This is a genomic window from Microbulbifer okhotskensis (assembly GCF_023895975.1).
Lineage (GTDB): Bacteria > Pseudomonadota > Gammaproteobacteria > Pseudomonadales > Cellvibrionaceae > Microbulbifer > Microbulbifer okhotskensis.
Genome location: NZ_JALBWM010000044.1, coordinates 1 through 15228 on the forward strand (window position 1 = coordinate 1; position 15228 = coordinate 15228).

Annotated in this window: 13 protein-coding genes and 1 pseudogene; 5 read left to right on the plus strand and 9 right to left on the minus strand. The window is 52.8% G+C overall.

Features of this window, described 5'->3' with window-relative positions:
• Positions 1-134: 134 nt before the first annotated feature.
• A complete protein-coding gene (locus tag MO867_RS11380; protein WP_252466730.1) occupies positions 135-395 on the minus strand; it encodes a DUF3081 family protein in 261 nt (86 codons plus the stop codon).
• A 72-nt stretch (positions 396-467) separates the two neighbouring features.
• Between MO867_RS11380 and MO867_RS11385 the strand changes: the two genes are divergently transcribed.
• From MO867_RS11385 to MO867_RS11395, 3 genes are all read left to right on the plus strand, one after another.
• Entirely contained in the window at positions 468-950 is a 483-nt protein-coding gene (locus MO867_RS11385; RefSeq protein WP_252466731.1) for a DUF3429 domain-containing protein, read from the plus strand.
• 35 nt (positions 951-985) lie between these two features.
• Complete coding sequence (locus MO867_RS11390) at positions 986-1615, plus strand: malonic semialdehyde reductase (protein ID WP_252466732.1); 630 nt, start codon at positions 986-988, stop codon at positions 1613-1615.
• Between the two features lie 92 nt (positions 1616-1707).
• Entirely contained in the window at positions 1708-2745 is a 1038-nt protein-coding gene (locus MO867_RS11395; RefSeq protein WP_252466734.1) for a hypothetical protein, read from the plus strand.
• On the opposite strand, the gene MO867_RS11400 is transcribed toward MO867_RS11395, so the two are convergent.
• Positions 2712-3170 (minus strand): DUF2269 family protein, encoded by a 459-nt coding sequence (locus MO867_RS11400; RefSeq protein WP_252466736.1) that lies wholly within the window; start codon positions 3168-3170, stop codon positions 2712-2714. The genes MO867_RS11395 and MO867_RS11400 overlap by 34 nt on opposite strands.
• A gap of 143 nt (positions 3171-3313) precedes the next feature.
• Between MO867_RS11400 and MO867_RS11405 the strand changes: the two are divergent.
• A pseudogene (locus tag MO867_RS11405) lies at positions 3314-3801 on the plus strand (YpsA SLOG family protein).
• On the opposite strand, the gene adiC reads toward MO867_RS11405, so the two are convergent.
• The 5 genes from adiC to MO867_RS11430 form a co-directional block, all read right to left on the minus strand.
• A complete protein-coding gene (adiC, locus tag MO867_RS11410; protein WP_309143301.1) occupies positions 3798-5279 on the minus strand; it encodes an arginine/agmatine antiporter in 1482 nt (493 codons plus the stop codon). The pseudogene MO867_RS11405 and the gene adiC overlap by 4 nt on opposite strands.
• Positions 5276-7579 carry an Orn/Lys/Arg family decarboxylase gene (locus tag MO867_RS11415; protein ID WP_252466743.1) on the minus strand — a complete coding sequence of 768 codons (2304 nt, stop codon included), beginning with the start codon at positions 7577-7579 and terminating at the stop codon, positions 5276-5278. The genes adiC and MO867_RS11415 overlap by 4 nt, the downstream gene beginning before the upstream one ends.
• A 66-nt stretch (positions 7580-7645) precedes the next feature.
• Positions 7646-9358, minus strand: coding sequence for a thiamine pyrophosphate-dependent enzyme (locus MO867_RS11420; RefSeq protein WP_252466745.1), 1713 nt, complete (start codon positions 9356-9358; stop codon positions 7646-7648).
• 27 nt (positions 9359-9385) lie between these two features.
• Positions 9386-11068, minus strand: a complete 1683-nt coding sequence (locus MO867_RS11425) for an FMN-binding glutamate synthase family protein (protein ID WP_252466747.1) — start codon at positions 11066-11068, stop codon at positions 9386-9388.
• A 242-nt stretch (positions 11069-11310) separates the two neighbouring features.
• Positions 11311-12471, minus strand: coding sequence for a saccharopine dehydrogenase family protein (locus MO867_RS11430; protein WP_252466752.1), 1161 nt, complete (start codon positions 12469-12471; stop codon positions 11311-11313).
• A gap of 268 nt (positions 12472-12739) precedes the next feature.
• Here MO867_RS11430 and MO867_RS11435 point away from each other — a divergent pair, with 268 nt between their 5' ends.
• Positions 12740-13510 carry a condensation domain-containing protein gene (locus MO867_RS11435; protein ID WP_252466754.1) on the plus strand — a complete coding sequence of 257 codons (771 nt, stop codon included), beginning with the start codon at positions 12740-12742 and terminating at the stop codon, positions 13508-13510.
• A gap of 311 nt (positions 13511-13821) precedes the next feature.
• On the opposite strand, the gene MO867_RS11440 is transcribed toward MO867_RS11435, so the two are convergent.
• Both MO867_RS11440 and MO867_RS11445 read right to left on the minus strand, forming a co-directional pair.
• Complete coding sequence (locus MO867_RS11440; RefSeq protein WP_252466756.1) at positions 13822-14547, minus strand: UDP-2,3-diacylglucosamine diphosphatase; 726 nt, start codon at positions 14545-14547, stop codon at positions 13822-13824.
• 35 nt (positions 14548-14582) lie between these two features.
• The gene (locus tag MO867_RS11445; RefSeq protein WP_252466758.1) at positions 14583-15092 is read right to left on the minus strand and encodes a peptidylprolyl isomerase; all 510 of its coding nucleotides are present in this window, start codon (positions 15090-15092) and stop codon (positions 14583-14585) included.
• Positions 15093-15228: the final 136 nt, after the last annotated feature.

Here is a 15228-nt window from a genome sequence, read left to right on the forward strand (position 1 = left end):
CGAGCAGTACAGTGACTATGGGGCTATAGCTGCATGAAACTGTCCGAAGTGTTGAGAAAACAATACGTTGGACAGTTTTAAGGGGCGAAGTATTGCCATATGGGGTGAGGGAGCTTAAATGACCCGCCTTCTTCTCACTCCGAGTCAAGCCTATCCAGCAACCGAATAAATTCTTCAAGCTCCTTGCGACTGGTGGAATCTACAGAAAATTTATTGTGGAAGAATACGGTGAGCTTCACTTTGGGGGAATTGATGAAAAGTGTATAGCCGTCAAAGTCAGTACTAACGGTCAGGCCTTGGTAATGCCACTCATTACCTTCCTTGCGCCCCTCCTTTGTCGCTTTATCAAAAACCCGCAGCGCTTGTTTGACGTTAATTGTGTGTTCGGCATCCATTGCTGCTTGCCTTTGCCGCTAAACTGGTTGTCTTGAAACGAAACTGTCGATTCACATGGAAGCTTAGACGACATGGATACTGAAATCCATAATTACCCGCCAGTAGATACTCGCCTGTTTGACTGGCTGGCTTACCTCGGTTTGATTCCATTTGTCGCTGGAATCTTTATGCAGTGGTTGGGATTTTCTATTTGGGGAGTGAGCCCGCGCCTGTTGTTCACCGCCTATAGCGCGGTGATTCTCTGCTTCCTGTGCGGAACCTGGTGGGGAGCGGTGCTTAACCAGGTAGGGCATCCGCATCGCATACTCCTGGCCCTGCTCAGCAATCTGGTGACTCTAGTGGGCTGGGGGGCGTTGTTAATGTTTCGCACTCTCTGGGCGCTACCTGTGCTGTTGCTGGCTTTTGGGTTTGTTGCCTGGGCAGAAGCGCGCTTGAATCCGAACCTGCCTGGGCGCGATCAGTATTTCCGCACCCGTAGTATCGTGACTTACCTGGTGATGGCCGGCCACCTGGTGATGATCCTGCTGCTCCTTCGAGTGCCTGGCGCCAACTAGACTGTAATCAGTGATTGAATATGGAAGTGGATTCTATGCAAGCTGTCTCCTCAGGCGTGCTCGATCAATTGTTCAATAAAGCTCGAACCCACAGTCACTGGCAGGAAAGGTCTGTGGCTGGGGAACTCCTAAAACAGCTGTATGAGGCTGTCAGGTTCGGGCCCACCAGCGCAAACTGCTTCCCGATGCGCTTGGTATTTCTGCAAAGCCGGGAGAGCAAAGAGCGGCTCAAGCCTGCACTCAATCCTGGGAATGTTGAGAAAACAATGCAGGCCCCGGTAACGGCAATTATTGCATACGATATACGTTTTTATGAGTACCTGCCCAGGCTCTACCCGCAGACTCCAGCTCGGGAGTGGTTTTCAGATAACCCGGAATATGCGGAGGAAACCGCTTTTCGCAATGGCTCCCTACAAGGGGGCTATTTTATTTTGGCGGCGCGGGCTCTGGGACTCGATTGTGGCCCTATGTCGGGATTTGACAATGCGTTCGTAGATCACGAATTCTTCAGTGAAAAATCCTCAGCGCCGACATTTCTACAGGAACACTGCCCGGATAGCCATATCAAGTCCAATTTTTTGTGCAACCTCGGTTACGGAGAAAGTTCAAAGTTACATCCCCGCAATCCGCGCTTTGAATTTGATGAAGTCTGCAGAACCCTTTGAGCAGAGGTCCCTGTGAATAGAATGATTGCCTGGTTATTGAGGTTAACGTCGGCGTATGACTTTATTTATCAATTAATGTTTGGACACGATTCGTGATTGAAAAAAGATCTCAAACGTTACTTCATTCTGAAGCCTACTTCTTACCCAGGAATGACGAAGCGCTCTATGAATTATTTGGTCGGGATATCAGTCGGCGAGTTGTGGAGAGCTTTCTTGCTTTGCAAGACGTTGAGTATTTTCGTTGTGTCAGCTCGGGAAATTCGGGTATCTATACAGCTGACCAGCTGTTGATTGATTGCTATGCTAAGAAAATCAATGAGCAAGTAGTGCTTGATGAAAAATTGTTGTTTAGTCGAGCAGAGTTTGAGCCAATAATGCAGGCCTATCGAGAGGAAACCGCGTATATGAATTTGGGGGAGGGGAATAAAGCTCTACCTTACGATGCCATTACGACAGAAGAATTTGTCTTACATCTCCAGGCGACCATCCTAAAGGCTTTAGAGAGAAAGCGGCATGCGGATGATTTTATCGTGGTAATTCCAACCACCAGTTACAAAGGGGAATTGATATCCAAAGCTATTTGCAGTCAGGCCAAACTGGATGATGAGACTTTTGCGCGGCAATTTCAATTAGGCTTGGTTAGAAACCAGCACCTGCAATATGTTTTAAGTAAATCCTACCTCTGGACCCTGGCACATGCCTGGCCTTTTATTACTGGCAGTGAAGTGGGGGAGGGCCGATTTAAGGGCGTTGTGTTTCGACAATTTGATCTGGGGTGGAGGGGCATTTCGTCGGAACTTGATAGCGATACCAATACCAATGTGTTCGTGATAACGGATGCAAGTTGTAGTGGCGGGGAGGCGGAGCATATTCGCAACCGCTTACTCAGGCAGGACAGGCATGAACGATCGGCAATCATTGTCCCGTTATGCCGCAAAGAAGCGCTTTGCCGACTGGATAAGACTGCTGAAGGCAGTGCGGAAATTGTTGCCGGTGTCGTACTGGATGACTTTAAGCGACAGTGGAAGGACGTTGGCTGCAGGGCGAGTTATAAGGTGCTACGAGGGCGTGAGGGCGAGCGCTTGGGGGCATGCGGCTACCAGAGTAATGGCTTGGATACCATTAGGTAGACAATGGCGATGGTGAGTGGGAAAGCGAATATACCCAGCAGGCACCAAGCTCCCATTATCTTTCGCATTCTGGGTTCGTTGTGTTCTTCACCGGCATGCCTGCGCAACTGATACTGCAGGTAAACTACTGGTAGCCATAGCAGGAGTACCATTATCGTCAGACCGGCGGCCAATTGCAGCCATCCCTGTTGTACCCAGCGGGGGTTAATCGCCACCATTCCCGCAGCACTGCCAAGCAGACCGAGCACCGCAGACCCGGTGAATATCCAGTCGGCTTTTACCGTCTCTTTACTGACCCATTGCATAATCCTGGGGTCCCCGGATAACCAGCCGCGCAGAGTAAACCAGGCGATACCGGTGCCTGTCCCCAGTACGATAATGGCGCAGAGTATATGTAGTGTTTTGAGTAGGACGTAGTAATTCACAGGGCTGCTAGCCAGACTAAAGTGTGGGTAAATTAGAGGTTAAAGGGGTGAATTTCAATACCATTCACCAGTTGCTGGGAGTTTGTTGAGGTTGTGTTTGTAATTTATCTCACAAGTGAAGTTAGTTTGAATGGGGTGAAGCCGTGAGATACAGGCCTGAGAAAATTATCAGTGGTGGCCAGACAGGAGCGGATACCGGCGGTTTGATCGCTGGACAGCGTCTGGGTATTGCGACTGGAGGAGCAGCTCCGCACGGGTATTGGACGGAACAGGGTGATCGACCGGAAGTTTTAAAAAGGTTTGGCCTGATTGAGCACACCTCCTCAGATCTGGCGGAGCGTACCTGGGAGAATATTCGTAACTCAGACGCCACAATCATTGTTACAATTAGCCCGCCCAGCGATGGAACCTTATTTACTATTCAGTTTGCCAGGCATCTGGGAAGCCCCACTTGGTGGTGACCCCAACTGACGTATCCTGGGTGCAATTAGTTCGGGAATTTATCGCTAAGCACCGGCCTCAAGTCCTGAGTGTTGCGGGTAATCGTGAATCCAACTCTAAAGGAATTGCAGAAGTCACGGCGGAAACCCTCCAGAGAGTTTTGAGTCGCTACTGTAAAAGTTGGAGCTAACGCTCAAGAAATTTTTCTAGCGGGGGAGGTGCGCGCAAGCGAAGTTCGAGGTTCTGGTATCGCCCCACAGAAAACCAAAAGAATATACACAGAGCGGCAATTGTTGTGCAAAGAGTAAAATAGTGCACCCAGGCCGGCTCAGGTCCTGCAGGTAACAGGTGGTTTTCTTCAACATTTCGGCGGCGGTTTAAAATTAACGCGTAAAAAACGACGGTCGTAATAACAAAGATGAGAGACCAGCGGGTTTGTTGGCCATCAGACCCTACCAGGGCCAGCAGGCAATATACTGCGGCAATTAATAAGATAACGGTGAATAAATTGTACTGTCGCGGAGGCATTTTGCCGTAAGCCAGAATTCGCAATGCGATGGCAGAATAAATATAGGGCAGCAAAGTCAAAATGACGGCTACCGAGGCAATTTTCCCAAATTGCTGGCTGGCGGTCGGCGATATGGTGGTCAATATCAGCAGGGACATCAGGACCGCAACCAGAGTTAGGCCGCTGGTGGGTACCCCTTTGTTATTGGTTTTAGCAAACAGTGCTGCGAATAACCCATCGTCTGCTGCAGCCTTGGCAGACTGGCCCACCAACAGTATCCAACCACCAAGAGAGCCGATACAGCCAATGGCAGCGCAGAGCGCAACAATATTGGCTGCAGTGTTACCCAAGGCAAGGCGCGCGGCATCCGCAAATGGCGCCGATGAAGTAATCAGATCTTTGTTCGGCAGCATTCCCATGATCACCGATGAGCTGAGCACGTAGGCAATCGAGGCCAAAATAACACCCCCAACCGTAGCGATAGGGACATTCTTCGTCGGTTGTTTCACAACAGCTGCGGATACCGATGCGGTTTCGACACCGATAAATGCCCAGAGAGTAAATGTCAGGCTGGCCATAATGGCACTGGTATTACTCTTTCCCGAGACATTCCAGCTACTGGTGAAATTCCCGCTGTCAAACCACAACCAGCCAAAAACGGCGGTGCCGAGGATTGGTATCAGGACCAGTCCAGTGGTGACGGATTGAAGACGCCCCACGGTGCTGGGCCCCAAAATATTGGCATAGGTTAGCAGCCAGACAAGTGCGACTTGGGCCAGGGCGAAGGTGAGGGGGTCTCGCAAAGGCGGAAAAAAATGGGTCAGGTAGCCAAGGCCAGCGGTAATCAGTGCGACATTCCCAATCACATTGGCGAGCCAATACACCAAGTTGGTCTGATAGCCGATGTAATCGCCAAACGCGCGCCGCGCATAGGCGTAGGGCCCCCCTGCTGCGGGATAAATCGTCGCTAGCCGTGCAAATACCAGTGCCAGAGAGGTGGCGCCGACAATCGTAATCAGCCAGCTGATCAGGGAAATACTGCCCACGGCGGCCAGATTGGCCGGCAGCATGAATACACCAGAGCCCATCATATTGCCTGCTACCATCAGGGTTGCTGGCACCAGGCCAATTTTGTGCTTCTCTTTGATTTGCTCGGTTATGGCAAATCCCCCCGCAGGACGTAAATACGGTAGTGTCCATCCCGTACCTCGACACCGTGGTTGTCGTGTGCAAACTCGGGGAACTCCCGGTCAAAGCTCTCTAAGGCCTTCAGGTAACTCAGTGCCGGGCTGTCAGCCTGGCCAAAATTTTCACCGGGCATCAGCAATGGAATACCAGGGGGATAGGGAACAACCCCTGTTGCAGCCGTGCGCCCCGCTAGCTGGTTGAGCGGCAGCATTTCCACATCGCCGCGAACCAGCGCTTCATAGGCCTGCACAGGGCTGCAGTCGGCGTGGGGAAGCGCGGAAAACCCCGCAGATAGCTGTGCAGTACTGCCCAGCTTGGTCATTGTGGTAAACATGCGGTCGGCAAGGTCCTTGATTCCTATATCGCCATACCTGGGCTGTTTTTTCAGCAGATTCGGCAAGCATTGACTGAGACTTCGGTTGGCATCGTAATCTCGTTTGAAAGCCAGTAGGGCATTGACCAGGGTGCCCCACTTACCTTTGGTGATACCGATGGAAAACAGAAACAGAATCGTGAAGTCGGTGGTCTTCTCCACAATGATGTCGAGGTTATCCAAGTATTTGCTGACAATGCTTGCCGGTATTCCCCAGTCTGCAAGTTGGCCGTTGCGCTCAATACCGGGTGTGGTGATCGATACTTTAATCGGGTCCAACATACAATATCCGGGTTCTAAGTCACCGAAGCCGTGCCAGGCATCGTGAGGGTTTAGCAGCCAACATTTAGGTTCTCGGCATAACAGATCTGCGGGGGCGCTGTGAAAGGCGTAGTTGTGCCCGTTGTCCGGGTCGCTGACATGATCCGGTTGCCATCCATCAAAAAACCACTCCTCCTTGTCGCGGTACTCTTGCCTTAGGCGTGCCAATACCTGGCGGAATGCGACCGCTTCGGCAATGGATTCTCCGGTTAAGGTCCTTCCGCCTGGGCCATCCATCATCGCTGCACTGACATCATTGGATGCCATGATGGAGTAAAGCGGAGATGTGGATGCATGCATCATAAATGCTTCGTTAAAGCGTCCGTGTTCGATGGGTTTACGCCCGTCGCGGATGTGAATCATTGATGCCTGGGATAATGCGGCGAGCAGTTTGTGAGTCGATTGTGTAGCGAATTTGCTCGGCCCCGTCTTTGCCGTTGGCTTGTCGCTGTCGTACATGGCGAAGCGATCGTGGTAGATGGGATTGAAACGGGCGTAGGAGTACCAGGCCTCGTCAAAGTGCAATCGATCCACTGACTCCCCAAGCAACTCTTCAACTCTGCGCACGTTGTAACAGAGGCCGTCGTAAGTGGAGTTGGTGATGACTGCATGAACGGCTCGGGAGCTTTTTGCATCACGGGTTAAGGGGTTTTGCTGAATGGCTTTATCAATGGCACTTGCGGTGAGCTGTTGCGGTGGCACAGGGCCGATAAGACCGTAGTGATTGCGTAAAGGCACCAGGTAAGTGGGTACAGCGCCCGACATGGTGATCGCATGCTCCACGGATTTGTGGCAGTTGCGGTCGCAGAGTGCCAGCTGCCCGCGGGTGACCGATGCCATCAGGATTACCCGGTTCGATGTTGAGGAACCGTTGGTAACATAGTAAGTCCGGTCGGCGCCAAAAACTTTTGCTGCGTACTGCTCCCCCTTGGCAATGGGGCCTGTATGGTCCAGCAGTGAACCCAACTCTGTTACTGACACAGACAGGTCAGAACGCAACATGTTTTCCCCGAAAAAATCGTAGAACGCACGACCTGCTGGAGATTTCAGGAAAGCGGTGCCGCCGGTATGACCGGGTGTGTGCCATGAATATTCGTGCACTCGTGCAAAATGGGTCAGGGCGCGGAACATTGGTGGTAGCACCGTGTGACGATACCGCTCTATGGCCCCCTGGATACGGCCGCCGATAAAAGTCGGGGTATCCTCCAGCATCCAGATAAAATCGTTTGCCAACTCCAGTGCCCGACGGGGCATAGTGCTGACGGTTTGCTGGTCGGCAAGAAGGAACACCGGCATTTTTTGGTTGCGTGTCCGGAGTTGCTCCAGAACTTCCAGGACGGGGCACTCGCCGTCGCCGGGAAGTGCCCAATTGATCAGCAGGCACTGTATTGCCGGATTGGTGCTCAAAATAACGCAGGCATCACTGCTGCTGACCGTTGTCACAAGGTCAATTTTGCGCTCCGACAATTCTGCTTGCAGACGTGTGGCAGCACGCCCGGGCGCACTGTTGCCGTCGACTTCTGCACTGGCCATCAAGGCCAGCATACTGTTGTAACGCTGTTGTGTGGGGTGGTGCATGGATGGTTTTTTGCCTTGAGGTGCGGACCGCTTAAATCCATCTCATCTTTAAGGGCGTGAGAGGGGTCACCGCAAGAAATTATCACGCAGCAGATCTACCACCTCATCACCGCGGCCGCTGAGTATCGCCTTGAGCCCAAATAATGCCGTGGAAGAGATCTGCTGCGCGGTAACTTCCGGCGGCATCACCAGTTCCACACGGTTGACCTGCACACTGAGTAATGCGGGGCCCTCTGCGGCTAGCCAGGTCTGCATGCTCTCTTCCAGCTGGTCCGCGCTTTCCACACTGGTGCCGGTAATACCGCAGGCCTCGGCAACGCGGCCAAAATCAGGGTTGTGTAAACCGGTGTAGCTGTCGAGTAGCCCTTCTATGCGCTGTTCCATTTCGACAAAACCAAGAGAGTGATTGTTAAAAACTAGGACTTTTAGTGGGATTTTTTCCTGCACCAGGGTGAGCAGGTCACCCATTAGCATGGTCATGCCACCGTCACCGCACATGGCGATCACCTGGCGTCCCGGATAGGCCTTGGCCATCCCCAGCCCTTGGGGGTAGGCATTGGCCATGGTGCCGTGGGATAGGCTGGTGAGAAACGAGCGTTTGCCGTTGGCGCGCAGGTGCCGCAGTAACCAGACCATGGGACTGCCACCATCGGCAGTAAATACGGCGTCGTCATTGGCCAGTTTATCCAGGGTCTGAGCGACAAACTGGGGGTGGATCAGGCTCGGATCTGGCTCTTTGCCCCGCCCCTCCATTTCTTTGAGGTCCTTAGCGTAACGAGTGCGCAGGTCGTCGAGGAAAGTGCTGTTGGTGCGCGCTTTCAATCTGGGCAGAAGTGCCTCAATGGTGGCGCCAACATGGCCCACCAACCCCATGTCCAGAGGCGTGCGTCTGCCCAGATGCGGGGCCTCTGAATCAATCTGGATGATGGTGGCTTTTTCTGGGTAGAACTGGGTATAGGCGAAGTCCGTGCCCAGGCACAGCAGCAGGTCGCAAGTCATAATTGCCCGATAGCCGGCGGGATTCCCGAGAATGCCGTTCATGCCGACATTGCAGGGGTTATCGTATTCGAGAAACTCTTTCGATCGAGTGGTATGGGCTATAGGAGCTGCCAGATGCTGGGCCAGCTTGACCGTCTCATCGTGAGCAAAGCGGCAGCCGATGCCACCGTAAATAGTGATGTTTTTAGCCTGGTTAATTTTCTTTGCCAGGGTGTCCAACTCCGAATCGGAAGGGCGGGCGATCCATACCGGTCTATGTACCGACCAAGGCAGCACGTCATTGCTCTTTTCCTTAAAAATATCGCCACTGATTTGCACGACGGCGACGCCGCGGCGGTTGAGAGCGGCCTGTGCGGCTTGCGATATCATTCTGCGGGCTTGTTCCGGGTGAGTGAGCGTTTCGCAAAATACCGAACACTGTTCATAGAGCCTTTGCTGATCCACGTCCTGGGGGTAGCCGAACCCCTGTTCTGCCCGATCGATACGGGATGCGATCAGCAGGACCGGCGCCCCATTGCGGTGGCTCTCAAAAATACCATTGATAAAGTGCAGGCTACCCGGCCCAGCGGTACCCGCACATACGCTCAATTCGCCAGTCAGGTATGACTCGCCGCCAGCGGCGAAAGCCCCGACCTCCTCGTGGCGTACATGTACCCACTCAAGGTCGGATGTGCGCACGGCGGAAGTGAAGTGATTGATGGTGTCGCCGACAATGCCGTAACACCGCTTGGCACCGGCCTTAACCAGTGTGTCGACGATAACTTCTGAAACAGTCTGCATGGTGGTCTCCACTGAAATTAGGTGCGGCTAGCGGTTAATTGAGCGGCGTATTGCAGCGTATTTGCCCTCTTCGAGTTTGATTGCAGGCAGGAAGCTATCCGCCCTTGCTGCTAACCACCAGTGCCAGTAGGGCGTATCCTCTGGGGCTTCTATCAGGCAATTGTTGTCGAGGAAGTGCCAGATACGGTCAATGGGGAGTGACTCAGCACCGTTGATACGATGGTAAAGATGGTAGGGTTTCAGATCCCTGGGGTCGGTGACCCCGGCGCCGGCGACAATGTCCCCCAACGCTTCCAGGGTTTTTGCTTGGAAGGCTGCTGCCCGCTGGCCCTGCACGTCCACCACTAGACCGCGCTGGCGACGAGGGTCCTGGGTGGTGACGCCGGTGGGACAAGTATCGGTGTGGCAGCGTTGGGACTGGATACAGCCGACGGAAAACATAAAAGCGCGGGCGGCATTGCACCAGTCAGCTCCGATAGCGAGGCACTCTGCCAAGCGTGACGCCGAATAAATTTTACCACTTGCGGCCAATTTTACTTTGTCTTTCAGGCCTGCGCCCACCAGGGCGTTGCGGACGATAATCAGGCCCTCTAGTAGCGGCATGCCTACGTGGTTGGAAAGTTCCAGTGGCGCCGCACCGGTGCCGCCTTCGGCGCCATCTACCACGATAAAATCCACGAGTTTGCCGGTTTCGTGCATGGCTTTCATGATTGCCATTACTTCGTAGATATGGCCTACACAGAGCTTTATACCCACCGGCTTGCCGCCAGAGAGCTCGCGCATTTGTTCGGCGAATTCCAGCAGCTCGATGGGGGTGGAGAACATTGAGTGAGAGCGGGGAGATACACAGTCCTGCCCGAAGGGTACTTTGCGGGTTGAGGCGATTTCCTGGGTGACTTTGGCGCCTGGTAGTACACCACCATGCCCCGGTTTGGCCCCCTGGCTCAATTTAATTTCTGTCATTTTTACCTGATCATCGCAGGCTTCACGGAATAAATCCGGGTTAAAACTACCGTCATTGTTACGTGCGCCGAAATAGCCAGTGCCAAGCTCCCAGACTAAATCGCCACCATGTTTACGATGATAGGGGCTGATACCGCCCTCGCCGGTATCGTGATAAAAGTCACCAATGGCGGCTCCCTTATTTAGGGCCTCAACGGCAGCGGCAGAAAGAGCGCCAAAGCTCATGGCGGATATATTTAATAGGGAGGCTGAGTAAGGTTGCTTACAGCGATCTTTACCCACTTCGGTACGGCAAGAGATATCGGCTTTTTTTTCAGGCTTTATTGAGTGGGTGAGCCAAATATATTCTTCGTCCTGAACATCTTTTTCTGTGCCGAAGGGATGCATATCAGAAAAACCTTCGGAGCGGGCATAAACCAGCCGCCTGGCTTCAATGCTGTAGGGGCGTCCCTCTTCATCGCCTTCGACCATATAGGCGCGAAAATAGGGTCGCAAATTCAGAAATATCCAGCGGATGCGCCCGGCAACGGGGAAATTCCGCGTGATGCTCCAGTGGGGCTGGAACATGTCGTAGAGCCCCAGTAAAACTAAAAAAACACTAATCAGAAGGACGATCAGCCACCAGGCACTGTCTGTGAAAGTGAGCACTAAAAAAAATGGGGTCAGGATTAGTGCCGTGATGGGAATAATTGCGCGCTTTATACCATTCCTGCCGGAATAGGCGCGCCAAGGATTGGGCGTGTTCATAAAAACCTGGCTCAGTGTCGTTACAGTGAGTTCCGATACTGAACCTAGATCATTTGAGGGGATTCTGCCGCGAAACGGCTAACTATTAACCGGGCAATGAAATGAATGAACGCTAGTTGGTTTTAGGGCGTAGCGAAATACTGGCGCAGATACACAACGTTGTACCCATTTGACGAGCTAGCACCGGCCAATGGCCGGCGCCTCCTGATGCCAATAACTCGTTAAGTTATCGAGTGAATAAATCAGCTGGCCACCAGTGCTGGCAGGGAGTGTCGTTCGGTAGATAAAAACTCAATGGCGGTGATTATTGAATAGTCCTTTAGCTCTAACAAAATTTCATCCAAGCTGAGCAGCTGCCAACAGGCTCGCGCACCGCTCTCCTGTATTTCGCCACGTAAGAATTTTCTCGCCATGGCGACCGCTGGGGCGGGGGGAATCCAGACTCCATCACCGTCGAGTCCCAGAATTTGCCACTGCCTGGCCGCTTTCTTACCCTCGACATTTTCGCCGGTGGCACGAACAATCATCCCACCGTGTGGGCTGCCGCCGGGCCAACGGGCACTGAATTTATGAGCGATACGCGCGAGGCGTGAACTGGTGGCTGGCAGCTGTAAGCGCGATAGATGGGCGCACAGTGACAGCCCGGCCTGCAGCGTGAGTGGCTCTGTCCCTGTGGCAAAACTTGCACTGGTCAGATCGGGTAGATGTCGCGGGCACAGCTCGAGGTCGGGTACCTCAAAGTCGCACAGCCAGCGCTTGCCCACCGGGTGGGCGAGGGTGATCGAGCGGAGATGGTTGCCGGAAAATGATTCCCGCCAACGGCCTTCGCGCAATTGCGGAAAACTCTCTCCCAGGGATTCAAAGCCAGAGCGGACGGTGGCCAGTCCTCGCTCAATTTTGTGGGCAGGTGCGATTGCAGCTTCTACCGAGTGGATTACCGGTAGTTCCCGTTGTATCTCCACCAGAGCGGCAGAGCTGAGGCCGGGCAGGCTGCTGGCGCCTGAGACCATCGCGATGCCTGCGGCTTCTGCAGCCGGAGAAAGGCGGTGGAAATCGCACACAAAGCGGCGCGCATCGGAGATGTCGATATACGGGGTGCGGGATTCGATACAGGCTTTGGCGACTCGGTAATCACTTTCCCTCTGAAAGGGGCCTGCGCAGTGAATTAGCAGGTCTAGGTGCAGGGCTTTCAGTTGGCTGGCCAAGTTGATGGAGTCCCGCTCCAGGCGCAACCCCTCCGTGAGTCCGCCGAGTTCCTCCGCACAGCGATCGGCTAACCGCTTGTTATGGCCGGCAATAATGAGCTGGATATTGGGCTCGGATTTCAGCATTTGCGCAATGCGCGCACCAAAATTGCCATAGCCACCGAGTATCAATACGCGTTTATTCAGGTTATTGACCACCTGGATGGAACTCCTGTCCCTTAAGATCTGAAGGAATCATGCAATGGGGCGGCGACCTAAATCAAGATAATCTTGGTGGTGCCTTGAGTTAGCTTACTGCGGCTTTCCGGTTTTAGCGGGTTGTTGAAAAATATTTTTTAATCAGCTGTTCGCTCTCGCGTCTGTTGCACTTTGTGTATTCTAGAAAAGCTGCGTTGAGGGTGCGCGTACACTTTATTGGATTTATTGGCGAATTACTGAATGGTCGAACGATTACCGGAAAATTGCCATGCCTGGTTGGAGTTTATCTACACATGTTCCCCTGTCGGTCACTGAGCAGCGTATTTATGATCTGAATCGTCGCAAAGTCCTGGCAGACCTGATTGCCCGCGCCATGGTTGTCAAAGGCCGCATGGATGTCAGCCTGTTTGAGCAAGCAATCCCAGGTGTGGTCAACCGGTATCCAACTTTTCGCTGTCGCTATCACGGGGAACCTGTCACCCGTGCCTTTAGGGATATTGAGTTGGACTATATGGATATCCGCCATATGAGTACTGAGCGGATTACTGGGTTTTTGCGCCAATTCAGCAGTTCCCCCATGGATCTTAGTGAGGATCAATTGTTGGGGCTCAGCCTGCTTCGTACCGCTGAGGATGAGTATATTTTTCTCACTAAATGTCACCACATTATTACCGATGGCATGAGTCTGTCGTTGCTGTGGGCTGAAGCCCTGACCAGCTACCTCACTGAGGAGGTCGGCAAAAGCCATCAGCCCCGGGTAGAAAGCATGGATTTTGCCGACTATGTTCACTTTGAAAATCACTACCTGGATTCGGTGCGAGGACAGAAAGCACAGAGTTATTGGCGGGAAAAGTTGGCGAGTCAAGCGCGGAGGGTGGAGCAGGTTCAGCAAAAAGAAATTGTCTCGATTACCTGTAGTGAAGTAAATCGCAATATAGACGAAACGATATTTATTGAGATAAAGGCCCGGGCCAGCTCAGCAAAAGTAAGCCTCTTTGCCTATCTTGCGGCTGCTTTCCAGCAGATTGGGTTAGGTTAAGTGACCACCTGAAAATTCGTACCATACCCCTGCCCACACGCTTAACGCCCTACGGTATTTATCTGTCCATGGCGGCCTACGGGGGGCAATTACGAGCCAGCTTTATTTATAACGTGAACTGTTTTGATCAAGAGCAGATGGAGGAGATCGTAGAGCAATGGTATGCGTGTTTGCTATACGAATAAGAGCTGATTTACAGTTCTGGTTAGTTTGCCCCCTGCCAACACTTTGTGGCGATGGCGGCAAATTTATGACCATACCGGTTGAGGCGGTGCTGATACAGCAGCGCCTCAACCAGTGGCGGAAAGTTACTAGCTGATTGGCCAGTGGGTCAGTTCCAACGAGTCTTTACCCGCTTTCAAGCACCACGCATCACGATCCCAATCTCCCAGTACAATGCGCTCCGCCGGCTCACCGTTAATGGTGAACGCGTGGCGGCCAGGGCGGTGGGTATGGCCGTGGATTAACCGATTCACATTGTGCTCACGCATTACCCGCTCTACTTCCTCTGGAGTTACATCCATAATGTCTTCGGCCTTACGGCTGTTCATGGTTTTGGACACAGAGCGAATCTGCGCGGCGATTGCGCGGCGCTCTTGCAGCGGCTTGGTCAGCAATTCCTGTTGCCATCTCGGGTCCCGCGCCTGGCGACGGAAAGCCATATACTGCTCATCAAGGGTACAGAGACTGTCGCCGTGCATCAGTAGTAAGCGTTCTCCGCCGAGAGACAATGCGGTCGGGTCCTCTAGTAAAACGACGCCAGCGCGCTGTGCGAAATCCGAGCCCAGCAAGAAATCGCGGTTGCCGTGCATCAAGTACAGCTCGACACCTGTGCCGCTGAAGCGGTTTAACTCGTCAATAACTTCATTGACTAAGGGCGTATCGTCGTCGTCGCCAATCCACGCTTCAAAAAAATCGCCGAGAATATACAGCGCTTCAGCACCGGCGGCCCGGCCATGCAAAAAATCAAAAAACGCCCGGGTAACATCCGGGCGGTTTCCGTCGAGATGCAAGTCAGAAATAAAATAAGTAGACAATATCCCCGCCTTAGAGTCCGTACTGGCCCGTGAAATTACTTGTCAGCGTAGTTGTCAGAGATGCTGATACTGGTGATTTCGATAGTCTCCAGAGGCACATCCTGATGGAAACCTTTACTACCGGTTTTAACGTCCTTGATCTTGTTGACGACGTCCATACCGTCGGCAACCTTACCGAATACGCAGTAACCCCAGCCCTGAGCGTCTTCGCTGCGGAAATTCAGGAAGTCGTTATCCTTCACATTGATAAAAAACTGTGAGCTGGCAGAGTGCGGGTCCATAGTGCGCGCCATGGCCAGGGTGCCGGTGTTGTTCTTGAGACCGTTGTTGGCTTCGTTCTCAATGGGGTCACGGGTTTCTTTTTGCTGCATGTCCGGGGTCATACCGCCACCCTGGACCATGAAGTTGCCGATCACCCGGTGGAAGACTGTGCCAGTGTAGAAATCGTCACGGCAGTACTGCAGGAAGTTGGCAGCAGTTTTGGGTGCCTTTTCGAAATCCAATTCGATAGCAATATCTCCATGGGTTGTGTGCAGGGTGATCATAAAATGTCCTATGAGGGTTTGTTTGGGGCGGCATGATACCTTGTAGTCTGTAGCTGTAAAATGGTGCGGTGGAATATCTGTGTCAATTGCTCAAAAATCAAACGCGTGCAGTTAAATTCTGTGGAAAGGAGTAATC